Origin of the sequence: Bartonella sp. P0282, from assembly GCF_048452985.1 — a bacterium.
GTDB lineage: Bacteria > Pseudomonadota > Alphaproteobacteria > Rhizobiales > Rhizobiaceae > Bartonella > Bartonella choladocola.
Genome location: NZ_WTFO01000001.1, coordinates 1,060,272 through 1,084,681, shown reverse-complemented (window position 1 = coordinate 1,084,681; position 24,410 = coordinate 1,060,272). Strand labels below are relative to the sequence as shown.

24 protein-coding genes are annotated in these 24,410 nt (G+C 43.4%); 4 read left to right on the top strand and 20 right to left on the bottom strand.

Features of this window, described 5'->3' with window-relative positions; translation table 11 throughout:
- Positions 1–8: 8 nt before the first annotated feature.
- Complete coding sequence (aroC, locus tag GQS64_RS04775) at positions 9–1,103, bottom strand: chorismate synthase (protein WP_077994477.1); 1,095 nt, start codon at positions 1,101–1,103, stop codon at positions 9–11.
- Positions 1,104–1,405: 302 nt separating this feature from the next.
- On the opposite strand from aroC, the gene GQS64_RS04770 reads away from it, so the two are divergent.
- Positions 1,406–1,660 carry a DUF1344 domain-containing protein gene (locus tag GQS64_RS04770; protein WP_077994475.1) on the top strand — a complete coding sequence of 85 codons (255 nt, stop codon included), beginning with the start codon at positions 1,406–1,408 and terminating at the stop codon, positions 1,658–1,660.
- A 183-nt stretch (positions 1,661–1,843) separates the two neighbouring features.
- Here the strand turns inward: GQS64_RS04770 and GQS64_RS04765 are convergent, their stop codons facing one another.
- From GQS64_RS04765 to GQS64_RS04745, 5 genes are all read right to left on the bottom strand, one after another.
- Positions 1,844–2,437 (bottom strand): histidine phosphatase family protein, encoded by a 594-nt coding sequence (locus GQS64_RS04765; RefSeq protein ID WP_077991418.1) that lies wholly within the window; start codon positions 2,435–2,437, stop codon positions 1,844–1,846.
- 4 nt (positions 2,438–2,441) lie between these two features.
- Positions 2,442–3,260 carry an enoyl-ACP reductase FabI gene (gene fabI / locus GQS64_RS04760; protein ID WP_077991416.1) on the bottom strand — a complete coding sequence of 273 codons (819 nt, stop codon included), beginning with the start codon at positions 3,258–3,260 and terminating at the stop codon, positions 2,442–2,444.
- Positions 3,261–3,815: 555 nt separating this feature from the next.
- Positions 3,816–4,280, bottom strand: coding sequence for a copper chaperone PCu(A)C (locus GQS64_RS04755; protein ID WP_198230773.1), 465 nt, complete (start codon positions 4,278–4,280; stop codon positions 3,816–3,818).
- 59 nt (positions 4,281–4,339) lie between these two features.
- Positions 4,340–5,290 (bottom strand): DnaJ C-terminal domain-containing protein, encoded by a 951-nt coding sequence (locus GQS64_RS04750; protein ID WP_198230772.1) that lies wholly within the window; start codon positions 5,288–5,290, stop codon positions 4,340–4,342.
- A gap of 168 nt (positions 5,291–5,458) precedes the next feature.
- Entirely contained in the window at positions 5,459–5,860 is a 402-nt protein-coding gene (locus GQS64_RS04745; RefSeq protein WP_198230771.1) for an RT0821/Lpp0805 family surface protein, read from the bottom strand.
- Positions 5,861–6,005: 145 nt separating this feature from the next.
- On the opposite strand from GQS64_RS04745, the gene pdxH reads away from it, so the two are divergent.
- Positions 6,006–6,629, top strand: a complete 624-nt coding sequence (gene pdxH, locus GQS64_RS04740; RefSeq protein WP_077991406.1) for a pyridoxamine 5'-phosphate oxidase — start codon at positions 6,006–6,008, stop codon at positions 6,627–6,629.
- Positions 6,630–6,747: 118 nt separating this feature from the next.
- On the opposite strand, the gene ubiA is transcribed toward pdxH, so the two are convergent.
- Positions 6,748–7,758, bottom strand: a complete 1,011-nt coding sequence (gene ubiA, locus GQS64_RS04735) for a 4-hydroxybenzoate octaprenyltransferase (RefSeq protein WP_369805213.1) — start codon at positions 7,756–7,758, stop codon at positions 6,748–6,750.
- A gap of 92 nt (positions 7,759–7,850) precedes the next feature.
- Between ubiA and purD the strand changes: the two genes are divergently transcribed.
- Positions 7,851–9,149, top strand: a complete 1,299-nt coding sequence (gene purD / locus GQS64_RS04730) for a phosphoribosylamine--glycine ligase (protein WP_198230770.1) — start codon at positions 7,851–7,853, stop codon at positions 9,147–9,149.
- A 347-nt stretch (positions 9,150–9,496) separates the two neighbouring features.
- On the opposite strand, the gene GQS64_RS04725 is transcribed toward purD, so the two are convergent.
- The 6 genes from GQS64_RS04725 to GQS64_RS04700 form a co-directional block, all read right to left on the bottom strand.
- Entirely contained in the window at positions 9,497–10,039 is a 543-nt protein-coding gene (locus tag GQS64_RS04725; protein ID WP_077991401.1) for a YcxB family protein, read from the bottom strand.
- 255 nt (positions 10,040–10,294) lie between these two features.
- On the bottom strand, positions 10,295–10,831 hold the full coding sequence (locus GQS64_RS04720; RefSeq protein WP_077991397.1) for a DUF6101 family protein: 537 nt from the start codon (positions 10,829–10,831) through the stop codon (positions 10,295–10,297).
- 151 nt (positions 10,832–10,982) lie between these two features.
- Positions 10,983–12,392: an FAD-binding oxidoreductase gene (locus GQS64_RS04715; RefSeq protein WP_198230898.1), complete on the bottom strand. Its 1,410-nt coding sequence runs from the start codon at positions 12,390–12,392 to the stop codon at positions 10,983–10,985.
- A gap of 5 nt (positions 12,393–12,397) precedes the next feature.
- Complete coding sequence (locus GQS64_RS04710; protein ID WP_077991396.1) at positions 12,398–13,357, bottom strand: L-threonylcarbamoyladenylate synthase; 960 nt, start codon at positions 13,355–13,357, stop codon at positions 12,398–12,400.
- A 12-nt stretch (positions 13,358–13,369) separates the two neighbouring features.
- On the bottom strand, positions 13,370–14,023 hold the full coding sequence (locus tag GQS64_RS04705) for a ribonuclease HII (RefSeq protein ID WP_077991394.1): 654 nt from the start codon (positions 14,021–14,023) through the stop codon (positions 13,370–13,372).
- A 76-nt stretch (positions 14,024–14,099) separates the two neighbouring features.
- The gene (locus GQS64_RS04700) at positions 14,100–15,299 is read right to left on the bottom strand and encodes a PA0069 family radical SAM protein (protein ID WP_198230769.1); all 1,200 of its coding nucleotides are present in this window, start codon (positions 15,297–15,299) and stop codon (positions 14,100–14,102) included.
- Positions 15,300–15,384: 85 nt separating this feature from the next.
- On the opposite strand from GQS64_RS04700, the gene GQS64_RS04695 reads away from it, so the two are divergent.
- On the top strand, positions 15,385–15,888 hold the full coding sequence (locus GQS64_RS04695) for a hypothetical protein (protein ID WP_198230768.1): 504 nt from the start codon (positions 15,385–15,387) through the stop codon (positions 15,886–15,888).
- 814 nt (positions 15,889–16,702) lie between these two features.
- Here GQS64_RS04695 and GQS64_RS04690 read toward each other — a convergent pair.
- The 7 genes from GQS64_RS04690 to moaB form a co-directional block, all read right to left on the bottom strand.
- On the bottom strand, positions 16,703–17,506 hold the full coding sequence (locus GQS64_RS04690; protein WP_198230767.1) for a glycosyltransferase family 2 protein: 804 nt from the start codon (positions 17,504–17,506) through the stop codon (positions 16,703–16,705).
- Between the two features lies 1 nt (position 17,507).
- Positions 17,508–17,906 carry a capsular biosynthesis protein gene (locus tag GQS64_RS04685; RefSeq protein WP_198230766.1) on the bottom strand — a complete coding sequence of 133 codons (399 nt, stop codon included), beginning with the start codon at positions 17,904–17,906 and terminating at the stop codon, positions 17,508–17,510.
- Complete coding sequence (locus GQS64_RS04680) at positions 17,896–19,362, bottom strand: hypothetical protein (RefSeq protein WP_198230765.1); 1,467 nt, start codon at positions 19,360–19,362, stop codon at positions 17,896–17,898. Before GQS64_RS04680 ends, GQS64_RS04685 begins: the two co-directional genes overlap by 11 nt.
- Positions 19,359–20,204: a lysylphosphatidylglycerol synthase domain-containing protein gene (locus GQS64_RS04675; RefSeq protein ID WP_198230764.1), complete on the bottom strand. Its 846-nt coding sequence runs from the start codon at positions 20,202–20,204 to the stop codon at positions 19,359–19,361. Before GQS64_RS04675 ends, GQS64_RS04680 begins: the two co-directional genes overlap by 4 nt.
- Positions 20,205–20,239: 35 nt before the next feature.
- Positions 20,240–21,061, bottom strand: a complete 822-nt coding sequence (locus GQS64_RS04670) for a glycosyltransferase family 2 protein (protein WP_198230763.1) — start codon at positions 21,059–21,061, stop codon at positions 20,240–20,242.
- A gap of 425 nt (positions 21,062–21,486) precedes the next feature.
- Positions 21,487–23,574, bottom strand: coding sequence for a hypothetical protein (locus GQS64_RS04665; RefSeq protein WP_198230762.1), 2,088 nt, complete (start codon positions 23,572–23,574; stop codon positions 21,487–21,489).
- A gap of 291 nt (positions 23,575–23,865) precedes the next feature.
- The gene (gene moaB / locus GQS64_RS04660; RefSeq protein ID WP_198230761.1) at positions 23,866–24,396 is read right to left on the bottom strand and encodes a molybdenum cofactor biosynthesis protein B; all 531 of its coding nucleotides are present in this window, start codon (positions 24,394–24,396) and stop codon (positions 23,866–23,868) included.
- Positions 24,397–24,410 lie beyond the last annotated feature (14 nt).

The window sequence follows — 24,410 nt, the reverse complement described above, 5'->3', positions numbered from 1 at the left end:
TAGTCCTTTCAGATCCGGCCAGTTTGGCCACGATGTCTAAGATAATGGTCGGCAATAGCACATGCCACCATTGCTTCTCCTACCGGTACAGCTCTTATTCCAACACAAGGATCGTGCCGCCCTTTTGTCACAACATCAACATTATTTCCGTCAACATCCACAGAACGCCGCGGTATCAATATTGATGATGTCGGTTTAACAGCAAAACGCGCAATTATCGGTTCACCGTTGGAAATTCCTCCCAGAATACCACCGGCGTGATTGCTTAAAAAAACCGGTTTTCCATTTTCCCCATGGCGCATTTCGTCTGCATTTTCTTCGCCTGTCAAGCGTGCAGCATGAAATCCTTCACCGATTTCGACAGCCTTGACAGCGTTGATCGACATGAGAAAAGACGCAATATCCTGATCGAGTTTCCCATAAACCGGTGCACCAAGACCGGCCGGTACATTTTCTGCAACAATTTCCACTATAGCACCGATTGAAGAACCTTTTTTACGAATATCGTCCAGATAGGCCGCAAATTTTTCAGCAGCGACCTTGTCAGGCGTAAAAAAAGGATTTTTTTCGACTTCATCCCAATCCCAGCGTGAGCGGTCAATATCAATCGTACCAATGGCGATGATCGCACCCCGAATACGCACATCCGGAACAACTTTGCGCGCTATCGCGCCGGCAGCCACACGCGCCGCCGTTTCGCGGGCAGAAGAACGCCCGCCACCCCGATAATCCCGAATGCCATATTTTACATCATAAGTGTAATCGGCGTGTCCGGGACGATATTCGCGGGCAATATTCCCGTAATCTTTTGACCGTTGATCGGTATTTTCGATCATCATGGAAATAGGCGTTCCGGTCGTAACCAATTTTTCCCCGTCATCACAGGGGAGCACGCCCGATAAAACTTTGACCTGATCGGCCTCGCGACGCTGTGTTGTGTAGCGCGATTGTCCGGGCTTGCGTTTATCAAGATAGCTTTGGACTTCGGAAACCGAGAATTTAATTCCCGGAGGGCAGCCGTCGATGACACAACCGAGAGCCGGTCCATGGCTTTCGCCCCATGTTGTGACGCGGAACAATTCACCGAATGTATTATATGACATGAAAACGCCAATCCAACTTTGCAACCTTGTTTGTTCTATTAACCTTTTTGCTTCCGGTCAAACATTAGCAAAGCGGGATAAGAACAATTTTGCTCGATAATTGGAAATTTTTCCACAATTCCTGCCAATTCCGATTTGACCTTGTTTTATAATGAGGCCGGAATAGCAATTCTTCGACAAAATTGCCGTATTATTTCATATACTCGATTTTTGATTGACCTATGGCTATGGTTTCGACACAATCGGTTGACATTAATTAGGCTGATTTGGAATTGAAATCCGATAATTTTGAAAGGTCTATTATGAGAAAACTGGTTTTTGCGGGTATACTAGCAACGTTTCTTTTTCCAGCGTTAGCCTTTGCTGATGATGTCAAGGGAACGATAACAGTTATCGACCAGGACAATAATACGATCGAGCTTGATAATGGAAAAACATATAGTTTACCAGGTGAATTCGATTATTCCGTGCTCAATGAAGGTATGAAAGTCATTGTGTTTTATGACACAGAAGGCAATAACCGTTACGTCACCGATATTGAACCGCAGGAAGGTTGATAATCGTTCCCGACCGGCTTTTATTTTATTCAATAAAACACGCAAAATCGTGCAGTTGCCCACCTAACACCGCATTTGCACACATGACGCCGAAGTTTCATATAAATTCTGCGGTTGCACACCGTTTCTTTCTGTCGAATCCGGTGTGCGTATAATGGTTTTACCGCAAGGTCGGGAAATAACTTAAAGCCATTCCAACCCGTGTTCGTCAAAACGTAAAATACGATCCTGATCGACCATAAAATTGGCAGCTTCCGCTTCGCTCAATCCACCATAAATATGCATGATTGAACGCAGACACCCGCCATGGGTCACACAAACCGTATTACCTTGAACCTTTTCGACCCAATCCTTGACACGTCTGGCAAGCATGGCATAGCTTTCCGCCTTTTCGCCAGGGGGTAAGAAATTCCACTTGTCGGCCACACGTGCGGCAATCAATTCGGGATGAACTTTTGCTATGTCATCCTCGGTTGTGCCTTGCCAATCACCGAAATGCATTTCCATCAACTGCGGATCCGTGCGATAGCCGCGAATATCAAGCCCCATTTCACCACGGATGATTTCCATAGTTTCACGGGTGCGCCGCAGCGGACTGGCAACAAAATCAAAGCCTTCGGCTTCCCCCAACAGCTCTTTCAACAACCGGCCATTACGTGCAGCCTGCTGGCGACCATATTCGGTAATATCCCGATCAATCTGCCCCTGAATGCGTTTGGTAATGTTCCAATCTGTCTGACCATGACGGGAAAAATAAATAAGTGGACGCTTGGACACTTTCTCAATCCTTTACAACAGAAATATCCGGTGCATCGACTGCTTTCATACCAATAACATGATATCCGGCGTCGACGTGGTGAACTTCGCCGGTTACCGAACGGGACAAATCCGAAACAAGATAAAGTGCGGAATCGCCAACCTCGTCAATCGTAACTGTCCGACGAAGGGGCGCATTGTATTCATTCCATTTGAGTATATACCGGAAGTCACCGATACCTGACGCAGCCAATGTTTTGATCGGACCAGCCGATAAAGCATTGACGCGAATTTTTTTAGGCCCAAGGTCGACAGCAAGATATTTTACACTCGCTTCAAGTGCGGCTTTGGCAACCCCCATAACATTATAATTCGGCATGACTTTTTCCGAACCATAGTAAGTCAAAGTCAGAATGGAACCACCATCAGGCATCAATTTTTCTGCCCTTTGGGTCACTGCTGTAAGGGAATAGACAGAAATATTCATCGTCATGTTGAAATTTCTTTCCGTCGTATCAACATAACGTCCTGTCAGCTCATCCTTGTCGGAAAAACCGATTGCATGAACGAGAAAGTCGATTTTCCCCCATTTCTGTTTTACCGCATCGAATGCTGCATCAATTGACGCTGCGTCCGTTACATCACAATGGCCACAAACAAATCCCCCGACCTCTTCTGCTAACGGTACCACACGTTTTTTAAGTGCTTCCCCCTGATAGGTAAAAGCAAGTTCGGCACCGGCATTGTGTGCAGCTTTTGCGATACCCCATGCAATTGAATGATTATTTGCAAGCCCAAGAATTAAACCGCGCTTGCCACGCAACAAACCGTTACTGTCACCCATTGGTATTGCCTCATAATTGCTTGATATCAGTTTTCGCTTTTTGCCCTATGACATAGCTCACGCATTTCTTCAAGTAATTGGTGCAATTTGTTCGTGGAAACCTATAATTATGCAACGTAAACACAAAAAATTGTTAAAAATGCCAACCGGTTTCAAGTTTTAACCGGTAAAGACCCCGACAATGGCAGCTAACTTGCGGCTCCCTTTTAACTGATTTTTTGCCGCCAAGATAACGTTGCAATAAAGATTGGAAAACAGACAGGAAACAAGCGACCCCCTTAACAATCAAACCTGCAAACCGAACGGTATCAGAGTTAAAAAACAGACAATTCCGTTTTATTTTGCCTGCTTGCCTTTAATCGGAAAAATCGGGATATTGTTGCCTATCGTGCCCCCTGATTGCCGATAAAATGTCTATAATAATCTATCATAGGATGAAAAAGACCATTTGCCCGACATTAACCCCCTTACAATAAGGCCGGATTTCGGAGGCGCTGGTGACAAGAATTTCGATTGCGCTGGTTATCGGTTTTAAAAGAACAGCCGACTTTCCCGTCAAGGATTATCGGGAACATCGTCGGGTGTTTCGATGGTAAAATTGACTTTTACATCTCCATTTTTTTCAAAATGCAAAACAGCGGGAATCATTTCACCTTCGCGTAATTCATCACGACAGTTGAAAAACATGAAATGATAATCACCGGGTTTGAATTCAAGATAACCGTTCGGCTCGATTGCAAGAGGTTCTACAACCTTTTGCATCTTGACCTTGCCATATTGTTTGATGGTTTCGTGAATCACCACGTGATCGGAAATATCCGCGCTGATTGATAACAAGCGATCTTCATTGAAACCGCCATTATGGATAAGGGCAAATCCTTCCGCACGATTTTCGCCCGTATCGGATTTTTGTACCCACGGGCTTTCAACCGTAATATCGCCTTTCGTGAAGTTTTCAGATAATGCAGGCAGGCAAAACAGATGTGAAAGCAAAAAAGCGAGAACCAAATTTATCTTCATGACAATCCTCATTCCCGCTTTTATTGCAGCGTTGTTGTGATCGCTCCAACCGTTAATTTTCAAGCTTGCATTTTCATGAATTGTTCAAGTCCCGCATCGCCACCTTCCGGAAGCATAATGCGGACATGAACATAAAGATCGTCCCGACCACCCGTTTTGAGAGGTAGCCCCCGTCCTTTCAAGCGCAAGACTTTATCCGAACTCGACCATGCAGGTATCGTCAACATAATGCGCCCGTCAAGTGTATCAACCGGAATCTTGGCACCCAGAACAGCATCTTTAAGAGAGACTGGCAAATCGAGATGAAGTGCTCTTCCCTCGACATGGATATGGGGATGCTTTCTGATGTGGATCGTCACCAAAGCATCACCCGGCCGACCGTAAGGTGTCGTTTCACCCTGCCCTTTCAACCGGATTGTCTGACCATCCTCGACATAATCGGGAAGTTTGATTTTAAGTTTCTTGCCATTCGGGAAAATGGCTTCAACTTTATCGGCACCGACAAGCTGCTCCAATGTTACATCGAGACTTGCATGAATGTCGGCTCCCTGTCTGGGAGCTTGGGCACGGCTGCGACTGCCAAAGCCGGAAAAACCGCCGCCCCTGTTCGCACCATTTCCTGCACCAAAGAGATCGCGAAAAATATCACCCGCGTCAAAGCCGCTATTTCCGCCGCCCGAACGAAACTCGAAATGACTGGAGCCATTGCCGAACGGGTTACTGCGACTGCCAAATCCTTGAGCGCCGCCAAAACCTTGCCCGCCACCGGCAAATCCCTGAAAGACAGGCTTGCCTTCGGCATCAATCTCGCCACGGTCAAATTTTTCTTTCTTTTCCTTGTCTCCTAGAATTTCATAGGCCTGATTGATTTCGGCAAATTTATCCTGAGCACTTTTATCATCCTTATGAAGATCAGGATGATATTGTTTAGCCAGTTTTCTGAATGCAGACTTAATCTCTTGCGGTTTGGCAGTGCGCGCCACACCCAGAACCGTATAGGGATCACGCATATTTATCCTCTTTCCAGCCGAAAATGGGCTTTACCCAAAACGGCTTTATAAAAACTACTCCACCCCGAAGGTGGAAAATATCTCATTCTCTATATGCCTATCAAATAGCAAAAATACCAGATCATTAAATGTTTTTTTAAGCGTTTTTGATTGCCCCGATTACGAACTTCAATGCACCATATCAAAGGCGGTCATTGTCCAGACTTCCGGCGCTATTTCGCAGACTTGCCCGTGATAGAGGTTCTCGCCATCATAGGCTGAACGGGTTGTTTTGAACCGGCGGCATTTGCGTCCCTTATCGGTGTTTTCGACAATCGCGCTGATTGTCCCCTCGCTACCGGTAATGCTGTTATCCCATTTCAATTCTTCGGGGGCAGTGGCCAGATTTCCGATTGTTCTGATTTCGTCGCGAATAACAAGTTCGTCGGACTGGACGATAGGATCGCCCGGCAATGTGGCTTGAGAATTGACCGAACCGGTGACAAGCGATGTATCAACATTGTTTTCTCGCGACGAGAGCGCCGAACCCATATTATCAAGTTTGTCACCCGATATGATACAGCCTTGCATTGGCCACATGATCGTGACAAAAATAACAAAACGACAAAGCCGGCTTTTTAAATTAAAAAAAGCTTCCATAGCTCACTTTTTTCTGTGTCGGCCATGTAGTTTGACAACACTTTATGATACGCAAAACACATAATTCGGATGCATTATGACAGATAAAACGTTAAAAACTGGTGACTTTGTCGAGGCTCATGAACCTTTCGCACTGTTCAAAACATGGATGGATGACGCGGAAAAAAGCGAGGTTAACGACCCCAATGCCATGGCTCTTGCAACGGTGGATCCGACCGGGCTTCCGGATGTGCGTATGGTGCTTTTGAAGGCTGTCAACACGGATGGTTTTGTGTTCTATACCAATTATGAAAGCAATAAGGGCCGCGAAATACTTGCTACCATGAAGGCCGCTTTATGCTTCCATTGGAAATCATTGCGCAGGCAAGTGAGAGTACGTGGACTGGTTGAAAAAGTCAGCGATGAAGAAGCTGATACCTATTATCAATCCCGTGCAAGAGGAAGCCGCATCGGTGCATGGGCATCCAAACAATCCCGACCGCTTGAAAGCCGCTTTGCTTTGGAAAAAGCAGTTGCAGAATATACGGCCAAATATGCGATCGGCAACATTCCCCGCCCGCCTTACTGGTCGGGTTTCAGAATCAAGCCGCTTTCAATAGAATTCTGGCATGACAGGCAATTCAGGCTTCATGACCGTGTGGTTTTTTCCCGTCCTTCACCCGATGTGAAATCGTGGGAAAAACACCGTTTATACCCGTAAGCATTTCAGCCGCGAATGGCACGCTTTCCAACCAACGGCTATGTCCGGCTTTGATCGAGTTACAAAGCCGGATTGATACATCTGATTGATTGACGCGTTTGGTTTGATTGTCACAAAATTAGCGTGCGAAATAGCCTGACACCAGACCAAGGAATATCAGCCAGCCGACGATGGAATTGGATTTGAACAACCTCAGACACTCGCTATTATTGTCAATGTCGATTGTGATAATCTGGTAAAACATGTGAATGGCTGCAAGGGCGATGCCAAGATAGGCTAAAGTTGGAACACCGGCCAGAATAAACGCACCGAGGCTCAACACTATAAAACCGCTATAAAGGACGATAAGAGCCGGTTTGGTATTTTCACCAAAGAGCCTTGCCGTGGAACGAACCCCGACAATTGCATCATCTTCCTTATCCTGATGGGCATAGATGGTGTCATATCCGATGGTCCACAAAACCGAACCGCAATAGAGGCACAGAGGTGCAAAATCAAGACGGCCGAAAATTGTCGCCCACCCCATCAATGCCCCCCAATTGAAGGCAAGACCCAAGAAAAACTGCGGCCAGTCTGTGACACGTTTCATAAACGGGTAAATCGCCACAACAACAAGCGATGAAATACCCAGTATAATGCTGAACAGATTGAATTGTACCAGTACGAAAAGCCCGACGAGGCATTGCAGCCCCATAAAAATTTTCGCCTGAAGCCGGCTGACCTGACCGGATGGCAAAGGCCGCGACCGTGTCCGTTCGACTTTGTTATCAATTTTCTGGTCAACGAGATCGTTCCATGTGCAACCGGCGCCCCGCATGGCAACAGCACCGATAAAGAAAAGAAAAAGATACCATATTGCCAGAATAAACGCATATGGATGCGATTGTGCGGCAAAAACCGGCGCATCCATGGCAAGGATCAATGACCAGAAACACGGCCACATCAGAAGCTTCCAACCAATAGGTCTGTCCCAACGTGCCAATTGGGCATAAGGCCAAAGGGAACGCGGTAAAAAGTGATATACCCAATGACCGGATGGCGCATCGAAGACACGCCCTCTCACACCTTCCTTTTGGACTGTTTCGCCATTGCTCAAGCTCGCGGAAGTCATATTTTTGTTGTTTACCATTTATAACAGCACACCTTTTACCTTGAAGCTAAAGCATTTCGTTTCTATGACAAGAGCAACGGTTTTAACATCTTCTTCAGCAGGAGCAAGCAATGAACGTTCTTCTCATTGGTTCAGGCGGACGCGAACATGCATTGGCATATAAAATTTCGTCTTCTCCCCTTCTTGGCAAGCTCTTTTGTGCACCCGGAAATCCCGGAACACTCGAATTGGCCGACAATATCGAACTTGATGTAAAAAACCATAAGGTGGTTGGCGAATTTTGCAAGAACAATGCCATTCAACTCGTTGTCATCGGTCCGGAAGCACCTCTTGTCGATGGGCTTGCAGATTCCCTTCGTAATGCCGGGATTCTTGTTGTCGGGCCAAGTAAACTCGCTGCACGGCTTGAAGGATCAAAAGGATTTACCAAAGATTTATGCGCCAAATATAATATTCCAACCGGCGCTTACCAACGTTTTAAAAATGCAAACGACGCTAAAAGTTATATCGAAAAAAAAGGCGCGCCGATCGTTATCAAAGCCGATGGTTTGGCTGCCGGTAAAGGTGTAACAGTCGCCACGACAATAAAGGAAGCTCTTGAAGCGGTTGACGCCTGTTTTGCCGGAGCCTTCGGTAAAGCGGGGGTTGAAATTGTTGTGGAAGAATTTCTTGAAGGTGAGGAAGCGAGTTTCTTTTGCCTTTGTGACGGGAAAACGGCCATTCCTTTCGGTTCTGCACAAGACCATAAACGCGTGAGTGATGGTGACAAGGGAGCCAATACCGGTGGCATGGGCGCTTATTCTCCGGCACCCGTTATGACCGAAGATATGACAAAGCGCGTTATGAATGAAATCGTCGAGCCTACCATTCGTGGCATGGCCGATCTTGATTGCCCATTCAGCGGCGTTCTGTTTGTCGGATTGATGATTACAAAAAAAGGCCCCGAACTTATCGAATTCAACGTCCGCTTCGGTGACCCTGAATGTCAGGTTCTGATGATGCGGTTAAAAAGCGATCTTCTACCGGTTCTCTATTCCCTCGCAAAGGGTAATCTCGAAAATGTCGAACTCAACTGGAAAACCGACAAAGCTTTGACTGTTGTCATGGCCGCAAAAGGTTATCCGGAAGCGCCTCAACGTGGCAGTATTATTTCCGGCATAGAAAAAGCGGATAAACTTCCTGACGTGAAAGTTTTCCACGCCGGTACGGCATTGAAAGACGGAAAGATCATAGCCAATGGTGGCAGGGTTTTGAATGTCACAGCAACCGGTAAAACTGTAAAAGAGGCGCAGCAAAAAGCCTATCAAGCGATAAAATTGATTGATTGGCCGGAGGGATTTTATCGCCATGATATAGGCTGGCGCGCAATCGAGCGGGAAGAAGCAGCTAAAAACCGATTGATCGGGTAAAACGCCGAATATCCGGAAAAAACATCGTTTGATATAAGCGGGCTGTCGTTCCGTTTCGTGCGTTATAATTTCCTGATACTGGATAATGAAATCAGAATGACTATAAAACAGGATGTTGCAAACAGTGCATCATTCGTTGCCTGTCCGGTAAAAATCATCAAGGAAATCGGGCATTAAAGGGTGTGTCGGATAATGTGAAGCATTTTCAAAAAAGACAGCTTCACTTTCGACGGTTTTATAGGACGGGTATTCATTTTACCGGTCGGGTTTAACAAAATCGTTTTATTTACAACGTGGCAGGCTTTTCTAATCCGGTTTCAAAGTGAATTTATCAAAAGTCGCTTATTCTATTTTTCTTCAGCCGCTATTTCGCGTTTGAAAATGCTGCGCAAATCTTCCAACTGTTCTTCGTTTATCGGTGCTTTGGGCAATACATTGAATTTTTTGGGCGATATATATAATGCGATGAATGTCGGATATTCCCGCCAACCGGAAAATAAGCGGAAAGGATATGTCCCGCGGATATAGGAGCTTTTTATTGCCACTGCATGGTCATCCCAAACCCAGGTTTGCTCAAGCCCGATCTGTTTGTCATTTTTGACCAGTTGTTTGACATGGTGGGGGATGAGAACAAAATAATTCAGTGCCCAGATTGCAATGATAATCGCGGCATAAATGGCTGAAATTCTATAGAGCGAATGCCCCCAGTTCTGATACCAATCGGCACCATCAATCACCACAAGAACCGCCGACATGACAGCAACTGCCGTTATCCATAGGAGAAAAAGACTGGTAAATGTCCGTTTTGATAGGGCATGATCGCGATAATAGGCTGTAAGCGCTTCAATCGCATCCTGCTTTTCAAGTATAAAAATAATTTGCCGCGTCATTCGGTCCTCCGGTTTAAAACCGCTGGTAAGCTTAACACCGGTTCATTGTCAAATGGCAAAAAAATAAATGAAAATTTCCGCAAATTTTATTTTCTATTGCCGAAACCGAACACCATTATCCTTCAAAATTATCGGATCATTGTCGTCTTTAAAGAAATGCGATTTGATCGAAATTACTAGCTTTTCATGATCCGTTCCACCAAAGACAGGCTTGCAGCAAAAAGTGTGACCGTTTCCGGATGTGGTTCAATTGCGTTATCCAAGCATAACCTGATTGTTGATAACCAGTCTTATGCCCAGAGAGCATCCCCGACACCTCAATGAAAAGTTCTTTTTTGCGTGTTGGTGCGGGTGTTTACCAAAAAAATGTTCAAGCGGCGAGCGATCTTTGACAGGAATAACCGAACCATCATCATTGAGAAGAAGCATCGGCAAATCATAGGTATCTGCCCAAAGTCGCCAATCGAGAAGCACATCATCAAGATCGCGCGAAACAAGAAGCGGAATGCATATATCATGATTTCGGTGTAACAACTCCAGAGAAACCGCTTTTTGCCCTGAAGAAGTCACAACAGCGCGCGCAGCAACACCTTTGAATTGATGGGCAAGCACCAGACGCGACACACGTGAAGCACCGTTTTCATCTTCGATTTTTAACGCTGCTCCACGCTCGTTCAGTGAACAGACAATGGTCTTATCCTGAACATCGAAAGAAACATATTGTGGCAGATGGCAGGGATCCAGTCTCAGTTCAAGCCCTGCTTTTGCCCGATTAGCCCATTGAGTGGCCATATATTTGTCCCCAATATCCTCTTCAATTCAATCGGGAACACCTTAGCGAGCTTTGTTAATAGGTTTGTTAAAAGGTTAGGTTAAAAAATTATTGGTTTGTTTTTTGGTTATCGAATTACAAACAGCGCTTTAAATTATTATTCACCAAAACTTATAGCATTTTTCCCGGATTCATGATGTTTTTCGGGTCGAATAGCTGTTTGATCGAATGCATGAGAGAAAGTGCTACCGGAGATTTGAAGGCAACGAGTTCTTTGCGTTTCAATTGCCCGATCCCGTGTTCGGCCGAAAATGAACCATTATAACTCATAACCAGTGTATGGATACGGTGATTCATTTCCCCCCAAAGGGAAAGATAGGCTTGTTTGTCGGCGCCAACCGGTTGCGACACATTATAATGCAGGTTACCATCGCCCATATGGCCAAAGCAGACAATGCGGGCACCCGGCGAGATAGCTTCAATGATTTTCGCCGCATCACTGATAAAATCGGGAATCGAGGCGATAGGAACAGAAATATCATGTTTGATCGAACCGCCCTCCAATTTCTGTGCCGGTGACATATCTTCGCGAAGCCGCCAGAATTCCTTCTGCTGGCTCACCGAACGGGCAATGGAGGCATCTTCAATAATCCCCTGTTGGAGTGCATCTGCCAGAATATCTTCTATCGTGTTGCTCGCCTCACCATCACTATGGGAAGAAGAAAGATCAAGCAGTACATACCATTCACTTTCATGCTCAAGTGGAGCATGAGCGCCTTTGACGTAGTGCAAAGACATTTCCATTCCGACCTTTGCCATAAGTTCAAAACCGGTAAGCATGGAACCGGCTTTTTTCTGGGCAAGAAGCAGAAGTTCTAACGCTTTTTCCGGACTTTTCATGCCCGCATAGGCGACCGCTTTTCCTTGCGGTTTTGGAAAAAGCTTCATAACGGCAGCGGTGATAATACCAAGCGTTCCTTCAGCACCGATAAACAGGTCTTTCAGATCATAGCCGCTATTATCCTTCTTCACATAGCGCAAATCGTCGAGAATGCGGCCGTCCGGCAGAACAACTTCAAGCCCCAGACAGAGTTCGCGCGTATTGCCATAAGCAAGAACACCCGTACCACCGGCATTGGATGAAAGATTGCCCCCGATCTGGCAAGTCCCTTCCGAACCAAGTGATAAAGGAAAAAAGCGCCCCTTCTCGTCAGCCTTTTCCTGTAATGTCTGAAGAACAACACCCGCTTCCACCAAAGCCAGATTACCTTCGACATCAATCGAGCGGATTCTGTTCAAACGCTCCATAGAAACAATAATCTCGTTAGCACTTTCGTCCGGTTGTTGCGCCCCGACAAGACCGGTATTCCCTCCTTGTGGAACAATGGGGGTTCCGCTTTCGCTCGCAAGTTTCATAATTTCCGAAACTTCTTGTGGCGAGGAAGGGCGCAAAACAAGCGGTGTGCGCCCGTGATAAAGACCGCGTTGTTCGACAAGATAGGATGAAATCACATCCTGATCCACCAAAGCGTGATTGACTCCGACAATTTTTATAAACCGTTCAATCAGCTTTTTGTCCATCATTTCTATTTCCTCGGTGCGGCTGCACGTTGAAGCCGGTCATTGATAGCCTCGCCCAAGCCGGTAAAGGGTATCGGCTCGACAGCTATACATTCAACATCTTTTCTATCAAGTTCCTTCAGATAATGAAACAGGTTGCTCGCCGCCTCTTCAAGATTCCCTCTCTCGCTTAAATTGAGCGTTGCAACAGCATGTGCAGCATTTACGGTTTGTTGTTTTCCAAAGGCTAAAAGCGCTTCCCCGTTTTTGACGTCTTTGGCGTCAAGTCTCACAAATGCATTGGGTGCATAATGGGATTTCAACATGCCCGGTGCTTCGATGGCTGCTCGCTGGTCTACACGTTCAAGCTTCAGTCCTGTTACTTTCTCGATTTCTCCGGTCGCAAGACCACCCGGACGAAGCAGCAGGATGCGTCCTTCCATTACCTTGATAATTGTCGATTCAACGCCGACACGCGTTGCGCCGCCATCGATAATAAGCGGCACTTTTTCTCCGAACATGTCGGCAACATCCTGCGCAGTTGTACTGCTCAAACGGCCGGATATATTTGCGCTCGGTGCTGCAACCGGCCGGCCGAGTTCTTTTACTATTGTCGCGAATATCCCGACAGGATTGCGAACCGCCAAAGTTTTCAAACCCGCGCTGGTAAGCGGGTCTATCGGTGTCGGATTTTTCAGCGGCAAAACCAATGTTAACGGTCCTGGCCAGAAAGTGTCCATAAGCTTTTGTGAAATTGCGTCAATTTCGACAATGTCTTCCGCCATATCCACACCGCTGACATGGGCAATCAACGGATTGAATTGGGGGCGTCCTTTGGTTTTGAATATATTGGCAACCGCTTTGCCATTTGTAGCATCCGCTGCAAGCCCGTAGACCGTCTCGGTCGGTAGCGCCACAAGCTCCCCTTTATCAAGATAGGAAACAGCTTTTGAAACGGCGTCTTTTGACGAGGCAAGAATAATCATTATATCAATCCTCTAGAACGCGCCCTTGATCGGGGCAAAACTGAAACGGTGCAATTTTTTGACCGGCCCTTCATGTTCTATCGCGGCTCGGTGAAACGCCGTTGCATATCCGGCATGTTTTTCAAAACCGTAAGCGGGATAAACTTCTCCCACTTTTTCCATTAACCGGTCACGCGTGACTTTTGCTATAATGGATGCCGCCGCAATAGATTGGGACCGCCCGTCACCTTTTATCAGTGCCTGAGCGGGATAAGCAAGTTTCGGGGGAATATCGCGCCCGTCAACCAGAACATAATCTGCATTGACAGAAAGACTGCACACCGCTCTTCTCATGGCCTCAAGTGCGGCTTTTCTGATATCGGTACGATCAATTTCCGTTGCCGACAGGCTACAAATTGACACGGCTACTGCCGAACGCAAAATCCCGTCATAAAGTGCTTCGCGTTTCTTTGCCGAAAGCTTTTTGGAATCATTTAAGCCGTCAGGTATGTTATTCCGGTCAAGAATAACCGCAGCCGTCACCACTGGACCGGCCAGAGGTCCCCGCCCGACTTCATCCACTCCGGCAATGTTCTGATAGCCTTTTGCAATAAGACTTTCCTCGATCGCGTAATCGGGCATTAAAGGAATATCTTGAAATAGCGGCAGATCATTTTTGTGAGACATGGACAATCCAATTGCATTACAGGAGATTTCGGACAAGTCCGGCCATTCGTATGAATTGCGGGAAATAAATCCTTAATCAATCTTTTTCGTCAAAAAGAAAAGATAATTGTTTGGCGACTTTCAGCGGTGGCTTGAAATATCCGGTCTCAAGCTTTGGATGGCGTTCATGCAAGCCCGATCTTTGCCGCGCCAAGCGAAAACGGTCGGCAACGAGTTTTGCAAACGGCCCCTCGCCGGACATGCGTGTTTTCCAATCCGCATCATAATCCTTGCCACCACGCATATCACGCAGAAGCTGCATAACCCGCCTGTAACGGTCGGGATATTCACGCAACAGCCAGTCTTTAAAGAGCGGAGCAACTTCATAAGGTAGTCTGAGCATGACATACCCCGCGTCAATCGCACCGGCATCTTTTGCCTTGGTCAATATGTTTTCTATTTCATGGTCATTCAATCCCGGAATAACCGGCGCCATCATAACGCTCACGGGCACGCCCTTTTTTGTCAATTCTTTGATTGCCCATAAACGCCGCTCCGGCGTTGCGGCGCGTGGTTCCATGAGGCGGGCAAGCTTTCTGTCCAATGTTGTTATGGATAAAGCCACGCGGACAAGCTTTCGCTCAGCCATTCTTTCAAGAATATCGCAATCCCTTACAATTAGTGCCGATTTTGTTGTGATACAAACCGGATGGTTGCATTTATCCAATACTTCAAGAATTTGCCGCATAATCTGCCAGTTTTTTTCAATTGGCTGGTAGGGGTCTGTATTGGTTCCGATAGCTATTGGCCGGACTTTATAATCGGGTTTTGACAATTCCCGTTCCAGAAGTTTTGCCGCGTCGGGTTTGGCAAATAATTTTGTTTCAAAATCAATCCCTGCCGACAGTCCCATATAAGAATGAGTCGGGCGCGCAAAACAATAAATACAACCATGTTCGCACCCGCGATAAGGATTGATAGAACGATCAAAGAAAATATCGGGGGAAACATTGCGGGTAATAATCGTACGGGCTTTTTCGGTTTCTACAGATGTTTGAAGCGGAGAAAGCTGTTCATCCATATCCCAACCGTCATAAAAACGTTCGCATGACTGTTTCTCGAACCTTCCGGCAGGATTGAGCGCCGCTCCCCTTCCCCTGGTTTTTTTGTCTTCCAATCTTATCATGGACTGATCGAGAAAAGCACTCCCGCCAGCGGCCGACATTGCGTCAAATGCCAGCCGGTCGGCCTCGGTGATGACTTTTACCAGATGTTGATCGATTTGTACTTTTCCCATCCTTTCGATCTACCATGGCGATACGAACAAAACAAGAACATAAATTATCGTGCTTTTGACAAAATAATGATTTAATTGAAAGATTATGGTTAGTGTTATTATTCACGCAAATGAAGACATAGATCCCTTGGCCGATACTCTTGCAATGCTTGTATCGGGCAGCGTGTTCGGTCTTGTTAGCGAGGTTATTTTGTGGTCGGAAAATCACAGCAATGTCTTGAAGACAGTTGCCGATGATACCGGCTGTCGCTATCTCTCCCGCAGCGATTTAGGCACTGCGATCATGTCGGCAAAAAGCAAATGGTTGCTTTTTCTGGTACCGGGTGCACGGTTACTCGACCAATGGCGGGAAATTTTAAGTCGTTATATTGAAAATGAAACAAGACCTGCCCAGTTCCGATTAATTGGAACGAAAAAGGTTACGAAATTACGCCGATTTTTGGGGTTAAATCGCCAACTTGAAGGCGGGCTTCTCATTACAAAAAATCAGATTGCTTCGATTTATAATAATCAAACGCCACTACATAAATATTTGCGAAAGCTTAATCCCGTCACCCTGCCTATACAGATCTTGGATTCCAGCCAATAATTTCAGACCTAGACTTCAACTTTTTGAAGCACTGTTTGTTTTTTGAGTATTCACGGGCAAAGCACAACAGACAACAGAGGTGCTTTTCTACAACGGCAATGGAAATTGACTTTTTGAACTGGAATATATTGTTTTCAGACTCAAAATATAGTTGCTCCTGAAATTGAGCTGCTTACCTACAGCCGAAGTTTGGAAATGACCGGATCACCGTCAAATTGATAAGTTCACCTCACTGCTTTTATCCGATTTCGAGCGAATTGACGTGTTTTCATCAATCAAATGAAATTTTATCACGCTGTTTTTGGACACATGGTGATGAGAGATAAGCTGACCCGAATCATTTGAAACTATTTTGCCAAGGCACGACAGATAAATTTTTCATGATTTAAAAATCGCAAAGCACATAGCCCTTTTCCTGTTTCATGGATTTAACCGGTCGCTCGTTGATGAAGCTTACTGACTTTCGGGAGAGGTATTCAGCAACCGGACTATCGAACTTCGGAACTGCCCCATGAGAGGATGTCGGCGGTTCCTTTTCACATGGAATTTTTGCCGAGCTATCAGAAAATTAGTCTGTAATCATCCGGGTGTTGTACCCGCCTCCACCATTTCATGATCTAAAGCGACGCAATAAGTGTTGGCTAACTTGCTTTTATTGCAAATCCAAACATTGCAATTCCGGTTTCTGATCTCTTTAATTTTCTTAATTTTCAATAGAGAATCATTTTATCTAGCAACGCTTTGAGTCTGATAAAGAAGTTCACTTTGACAGCCGCAAATAGTGTATGTGCCTGAGAATTCTCACCTGAATACTTTATTTTGTCTCGTTGCGATTGGTCCGGTGTTTGTCATCGTTGTTTTTCAAACTATATGCAGGATCCCATTCCGGCTTAAAATCGGCTAAAAATGCATTCAATTCATCCGGAGTTCCAAGAGCATGAACTTTGTTAATCGGAATATCTGAAAATGACACTTTCATCCTGTTTTCAATAAGAGTGTTATAGAGTGGTGCAATATACCGTTCACCTTGAACAAGATTATCGGCATGAGAAAAATACCGGTTATATGCAGCTATATAATCTTCGCCCGACTTAAACCAATAAAGCCCGATAGTTGCGTAATCGGATATGCGTTTCTTCTCTACAAGTTTTTCTGCCCATCCTTGCTGATCGGGCAAAAGGAAGCTCCAATGGTCTCCATTTGCCCGAAAACATGGAACCCATCCGTCAGAATTTTTTCTAATGGACTGAGGTGTCAAGACATCGGGTTCGACATAGGTATCAATGTTATAAATCAACAATTCTGAATTTGGTAACCAATGTTCAGAAGACAATATCGCGCTTGTTGCCTGCCCGTCTGTCAACTTATCGATTTCAACAATGCGAATGTCGTTAAGCCCAAGCGCCTCACTCTTTTTTATCAAGAAATCGGACGAATTATTTTCTTTAAGGCATACATAGACAACCCGACTGTCTTTAAAAAAATTTTTAAGCGACAATAACGACCAATCAAAGAGTAATCTTCCGTGCGCCTCAATCTCGTATTTTGGGACTTCATACCCTGCTTTGCGAAAACGACTTCCCAAGCCCGCCATTGTAATAACTATGGTGCGTGACAAATTATTTCTCCCCAAGTAGCGCATGAATTTCTTCTTCGCTCAACTTCAAGAATTCATCTGGTCTTATTGCGCGGTCATCAATGTAAAAACCGTTTTTGCGCGGCCAAGGCTTACCGAATAAAATTTCGTCATAAGGTACACGCCATTTATCAAGCCACTCGAACAGAACAGGAGCGGTGTATTTGTTAATCTCGGCCAAATTGCCTTTATAGGTCTTCATATTTCTGGAGGTAAAAAGAAGAATTTTGTACCCCTTGGACTGATAATGACGAAGCTTTTCGATGAGTGGCAAATTCGGTGTGACATCAGAATAGGATTGTTCAGGCGTCTTTAACGCACAAAGCGTACCATCAACGTCAACAATCAATGTTCCGTCAATTAAAGGAGTATCACTGTTCACCCTGCACCTCATCTAGTATTTTTTTTGCCGTTAAAATAAATGCCATGACTTTATTAGGATGGTCCAAATGTAGCGGTAACATAGACAGAAATAGTGAAGCTTCACACAAGCGGATGAGCTTGATATCCAATTTTTGCTTTTTTATTTCTTCTATAAAAATATTTTTCAGTTTTTGATTATCAGGACACTTCAAATCAAGACACAAACGATTTTTATCGTCAAAAGATACCTGGAACAGGTCATTATTTATAAAATCATAGTTTCCAAGAACACTGTGCGAGATCTTGCAAATGTCATAGAAAGGATGCGTCCACAATTGTTCTTCTCGCACAGCCCCTTTCGGATCGATAAACTTCAGAAAATGATGAGTCTGGTCATACAGGATATTGGAAAAACAGGGATCCCCATGTCCAAAACAGAGACTATCCAGCAGTAATTTTTTCTCCAAGCTTCTATAAATATCAAGATAGCGGGACTGTAAATGTTTGATCTCGAATTCTGCATCAGATGCAGACAATTGCAAATTGATCTTCTGCCCCAAATGACTATCTAAAAATTGTTTTATTCTTTTTTCAACTTTGTTTACGTACAACTCGCGTGTTGTCTGTAACATCTCATCACGATCAACCGCTTTTTGCGGACGGTCGGATAGAAAAGCCATTATCCGTTGAATAAAGGGCAAAAAGGTTTCTTCTGTAAATGCATTGTGAATCCATTGTAGCGCAGCATCAGCAAAATAATAACGCATCATCCGGTAAGAACTTTGATCGTTATCTTCTTTAAAATCGAATGTTTCGACAAACCATGGCTTCATCCTTTCGGATGCCAAATGATAAAAACAATATTCGGCCTTCATTTTATTTCGATCTTCAGAAGACTTCGTATAGTACAAAGAATCAATTTTCACACTGTTGAAATGGCGGGTTTCCGTCGAGCCGGATGAATATTGTAAAAAATCGCTAATTTTTGCCAAATCTATTGGACGATTGACTTCCAGTTGGGCTTCATCGTTCCAGAATTTTTCCCAACGAGTAATTGGCGAACACGAAAACATATCCCACATTATAATGAGATCATGCATGTCATAAAAATAGGCTAAAAGTGGCTGAAAACGCTTGTCAGTAAAATTTTCATAAGCATAAGGCAACCGCAATACAAGTTTTTCAAGATCACCACTATCCGGAAAAGCGGCTCTGGTTGAAATGACAAAAGCTGAAATACGTGTTTTCGAAGCAGAAAACAAATCATGCAACGCTTTGCAGTCATCGTTTTGGGTTAAATGAAAGACATTATCTCGCATGGAAATGGGCAAACTGTCGACCAATGTATGATACAATTTGCGGCGACGTAGCGTAATATCTCCAAATCGCCTATGGCCGACGATATTTCTTAAAACTTCGGGCACCCATTCGCGATCGTCGATAATAATCACCAAATCACTCTTCATTGCAGTCATCGCGGTTGCTTTCCAAGCTTCAAAAATTTAAAAATTAAAAAGATGATAGTGCCGCATAATGTAAGACATGCCAATGAGAAAGATTGAAAAAAGCCGAACCCTTGGCCGGCACCATGAACCTGATTGCTAAGGCTTCCAAAAAGTCCGAAAGCAAATGAACTGTCAGACAGCATATCACGATCGGATACTTGTGACATAAAACAGGAATAAGCCAATATTTCAAAGATCCAGATGAGTGCAGATGATAACCAGAATGCGGCAATCCGACCTTTTAAGCAATCGCGTATCGTTAACTCGAACTGTTTAAAAACGTAGCTTAACTTCAATAGACGTAATCCTCGATCTGAAGAGCTTGTGAGCACCAGATATCGGTTAAGAAAAACAAAAGTATGAGACAAGGAATATAGTCCAAGAAGTGCTAATATCGAGACTACGGAAAACACGATAAATACGTTACGCACAGTTTGCGGTATTTCAACGCCGACGGCCCCTAACAGCGAAATAAATAAAATCAACGTCAAAACATCGCCGATTCTTTCTATAAGCCAGATAGCCAGTGCTTTCTGATGTCCATCAAATACAATGTAAAAAGCTCCAATCCGAAAAAGCTCCCCTAATTTTAGAGGAATAACGGCTGCCGGAAAAGATGCGATTGTATGAGCCAACAAAAGTTCAGGTATTTTTCTACGCTGGTCTAAAGTAAGGTTGGCAAGTCGAACCATGCGCAATACATGGCTCAATAAATAAAGAAAAATAATGAGAAGCGGTTTTAAAATGTCCGCTTGGCTGCTTGTCTGTCGGATCATTGGACTTAAATGCCAGAGCCAGATCAATGCTGCCAATCCCGAAAGACAGACTATAATAGATAGAATGTACCTCATTGCCTGTCTTCATCTTTTTGCGTGGTGAATACAATTTTTCCTGTGTAGGATGCGTGCTTGACTGTTCGCATATCAGACTTTAAAAAACGCGCACGCATAAAAAAATATTTTCCTAGTAACTGAAGAACCTTGAACGCCTGGCGAAACAACCGGACATTGGAAACCTGATCGCTTTCACGCCACGTAATCGGGAAAAATCGCACCTTCTGCCCTTTGTTATAACTGCCAAGTAACATTACATAGTTAAAAGTCAAATCATCCGGAAATTTTTTATAATAGAATTCCTTAAATTTATCCAACCGGTAAACATTCAGACCGGAACCCAAGTCGTAAATCCGATGGAATGCTACCACTGAAAACAGCCAATTATAAACACGATTACCGAATGTGCGAAATGCCGAATAGCCTTCAAGCTTGCTATCCGTCATAAAGCGGGCTCCGAGAAGACAATCATTTTCCAAATGTATTCCCTGCTTCAGAAATGGTAGCAAATCTCTTATATCTGCCTGATCGTCGCCATGCAAAACGACAAGATAGTCATAACCATGTTGGATCGCATATTGGAACGCCACTTTGTGAGACCCGCCAAGTCCGTAATTATCAGCATTTTCCCATACAATAAATCGACAATGATCCAGTTGGTCACGTCCTGAGGAAATCGCTTTGTCTTGTGTATCATCAGGTGATCGGTTATCAACAACCATCACCGTGTCCACCCATTTTTGAACTTCATCATCGAATTGCGATAACACCCGTCCTATTTGAGGTGCACAACGATAAGCAGGAATGAACACGAGAATGCGTGGCTTATTTTTCAATTATCAAACCTTTCTTTTCCATAAAACGGGTAAGATAAAACATAAAAAGAAAATTCGTTATGAGATTAAAAGGTGTGATAATGACTTTTGCAAGCGCCTGCCACCCGATGTGAAGAAACCTCGATAGCTCGATAAAATAAGCGATATTTACGAACTGCGATATTAAATACGAATAAAACAGAATTGATACAAATTGCCACCCCCAATACATAGCCAAAAAAAAGCTGTTTCCTTTGTATTTTTTTGTAAAAACCACTCTCAGAGCAACGAACCAGACAAAAGTCACGGCGACAAAAGACGATATGAAATTTGCGACGCCAACATTAAGGCTGAATAACAAGACCATCGCCAACATAAGACAAAAGTCAATAAGCCACCCACATCCGGAGATAACAGCAAATCTCAAAAATGACCGACTGAGAGAATTAAGTCCATGCAACAATAGATTTTCTCTTTTCTTTAAGCGACTTCAACCAGTCTTTTTCCATAAGAGCCAATGGTATAGCAAAAAAGACCCAGACAGGAACCATAAGGATATATGTCCAATTAACCGTTGGAGACAGGAAAATAGCACCGCACGCCAAAATTATAATTGCAAAATTCAGAATGAAAACGGCTCTCAGCTGACAAAAGAGAACCGGATACACAAACAACAATATGAAGGCCGACAACCAGTTCCAATAATTGATATACGGATTAAGCATGTTCGCTAATTTTATCAGGAATTGTTCCATCGGTCTCACCACAGTGTTGGTCTTATCCAATATAAGATTATGGTTATCCGCTACCGCAGCGTGAGGGCCGAGATCGCCTAGAGTACGACTTTTATATTTATCACTCAATTGCCCCACGTCTTTGTTCAAAATAGCGGTTGCACGATCTTTGAATCTCGAAAGAGAAGGCATAGGTTGCTCAAAGAAAGAGCGAACAAATCCTTTTTTAAGTTCTTTTGTTGCTTTTTTTTGATTAGATGGACTTATCCAGGTAACATTAACCGAATCCCAAAAATAACGTTCGCTCGTTGGACTATCGCAATAAGCTTTCGTACTACCTGTAAGATCAATGGCATGAACCAGCAAAACAGACGCTTTAGTCGGTTTGCGTTCAGCCTCACTGCCTGGACATGGGACATAAGGTCTTACCATATCCATAAGAGATATCATCTCTAGCCTACGATTATCATACGCCACATCTACATGGAAAAGAGCCGGAACAACGTGGTTCACCACTACTATACCCAGAATAAAAAACACCCCGCCAAGCAAAAAACACTTTTTTGTTTTTAATGTAATTACCTTCCTATAAAATAATAATATAGCCAGATATAATATTGGTATAATTATATATTCTTTTCTCAACAGAACGACAAATGTAACAATAACAACAGAAATAACAGCATTTTTTCTATCTCCTTCTTTTACAAACATCGATTTAAGAAAGAAATAGATAGATAATATCGTTAAAATTGGTGGAACGAAATATCTTTGAGAAACAAATGTCACCGCATAGAATACAGGACAAACTAAAATCACAAATACTATTAAATAGTAAAATATATACTGAATTGTTTTTTGCCTAATCGAGTGCGCTATAATTATAAACGTCAAAGCAGTCCAAATAACAACCGGAAACTGTAGTAATTTTATATTAACCATATACAATATATAATTATATATCATAAAAATCGATGAATAATGTATAGAAAATTCACCTAATAGTATTTCTTTAAAATCTACGTCATCGGTAAATATTCCGGGAAACAAAATTAAATACTCAATTAAAATTAATATCAATATAAAAATATCAAATAAATTTAATTTATTATATTTCTTTAATAAAATAAATATCACCCCATATATGAATAAAGATGATATTATAGAAGAAGCAAGAAGCATTAACTGGTTTGAAAATAAGTAATCCGACGTATTTTTATAAAAATCAACGCTAAATCTCTTATCGTTAAACAACGATAGTTCCCGTGCTTCGCCTGTTGAAGCATCTGCTAAAACTAAATCTTTAGCCTGCACAGAATGAATATAGAATGGCTCAAAATTCGGAATTTCCCATGCTTCTATTTTTGCAACTATGCTAGATATAGAAACTTTTTCACCATCGGAAATAATGCCTAATGTTTTCTTCTCTGTAACCGTTTTACAGGTTTTATCAACGCAAACCTGATCGTCAGGATGTAAAAAAAACAGTTGGAACGATTTTGTCTCTTGAAGTTGATATGTTAACGACGGACGAAGCTCGTCTTTTTGCCTTTTGACTATAAGTTTACCGCTAAACTTTTCATACACTCCGTTATCAAATCTCAGCTTACTCAAATTGTTATGATCGTAAAATGAACCGAGATAAACTTCTGAAAACGGGACCGAAAAAGAGACCGCATATATGTCATGCGGAGCACGTGTTTTTCCCAAACCACTTAAAAAAATGACAATCGGCACCAATAGAAAATAAAGCACTAAAAACTTTTTGTTCGTAATGATGTTGGACATTTTTTCAATCATTGCCGAGTCTCGCGGAATAGTTCACCAAATACGAACTTTGCGTTACCTTATTTGAGGTTTATTTCCAACCAAAAAATTCCCGGTTAGAATAAAGTTTTCCATCTAAAGAAATATAAAAATAACTTCTTTATCATATTTTTGAACGTATAGTTTTAAATATATTTTTTTAGCGGTTGCATATGTAAATAGAAGAATTAATAAAATTCTTCTATTTACTTTATATGCAAAAAATGAAAATTCAGATTTTCAATTCCATCATCGCAAAATACTGACTGGATCAAAGGGATTATCTTAACGTTCTGTCAAACGAGGCATGAGCATAACCAGATTATGCGGACGTTGGCGGCTATCAAGCTCGCCTTTCAATATATTATCCCATGCATCTTTGCAGGCACCTGTTGAACCGGGAAGGCAGAAAACAAATGTTCCATTGATAAGTCCTGCTGTTGCACGTGACTGTATAGTCACCATGCCGATTGTCTCATAGGAAACTTTATGGAACATGGCCGAAAAACCGTCCATCCGCTTGTCAAACAGTGGTTCTATTGCTTCCGGTGTAACATCGCGTCCGGTAAATCCGGTACCACCAGTCGTGATGATAATTTCAACATCGGGATCGGCTGCCCAATCAACGATTTTTTTACGGATTTCAGGAATTTCGTCGCGCACAATATCACGTTTAGCCAAATTATGGCCTGCCGACTTGATCCGTTCTTCCAGAACATCTCCGGACCGGTCATCGCTGGAATTACGTGTATCCGACACTGACAAAACCGCAATATTGAGCGATTCCATCTTTGCATTTTCATCAATATGACTCATGATTTCTATTCCTG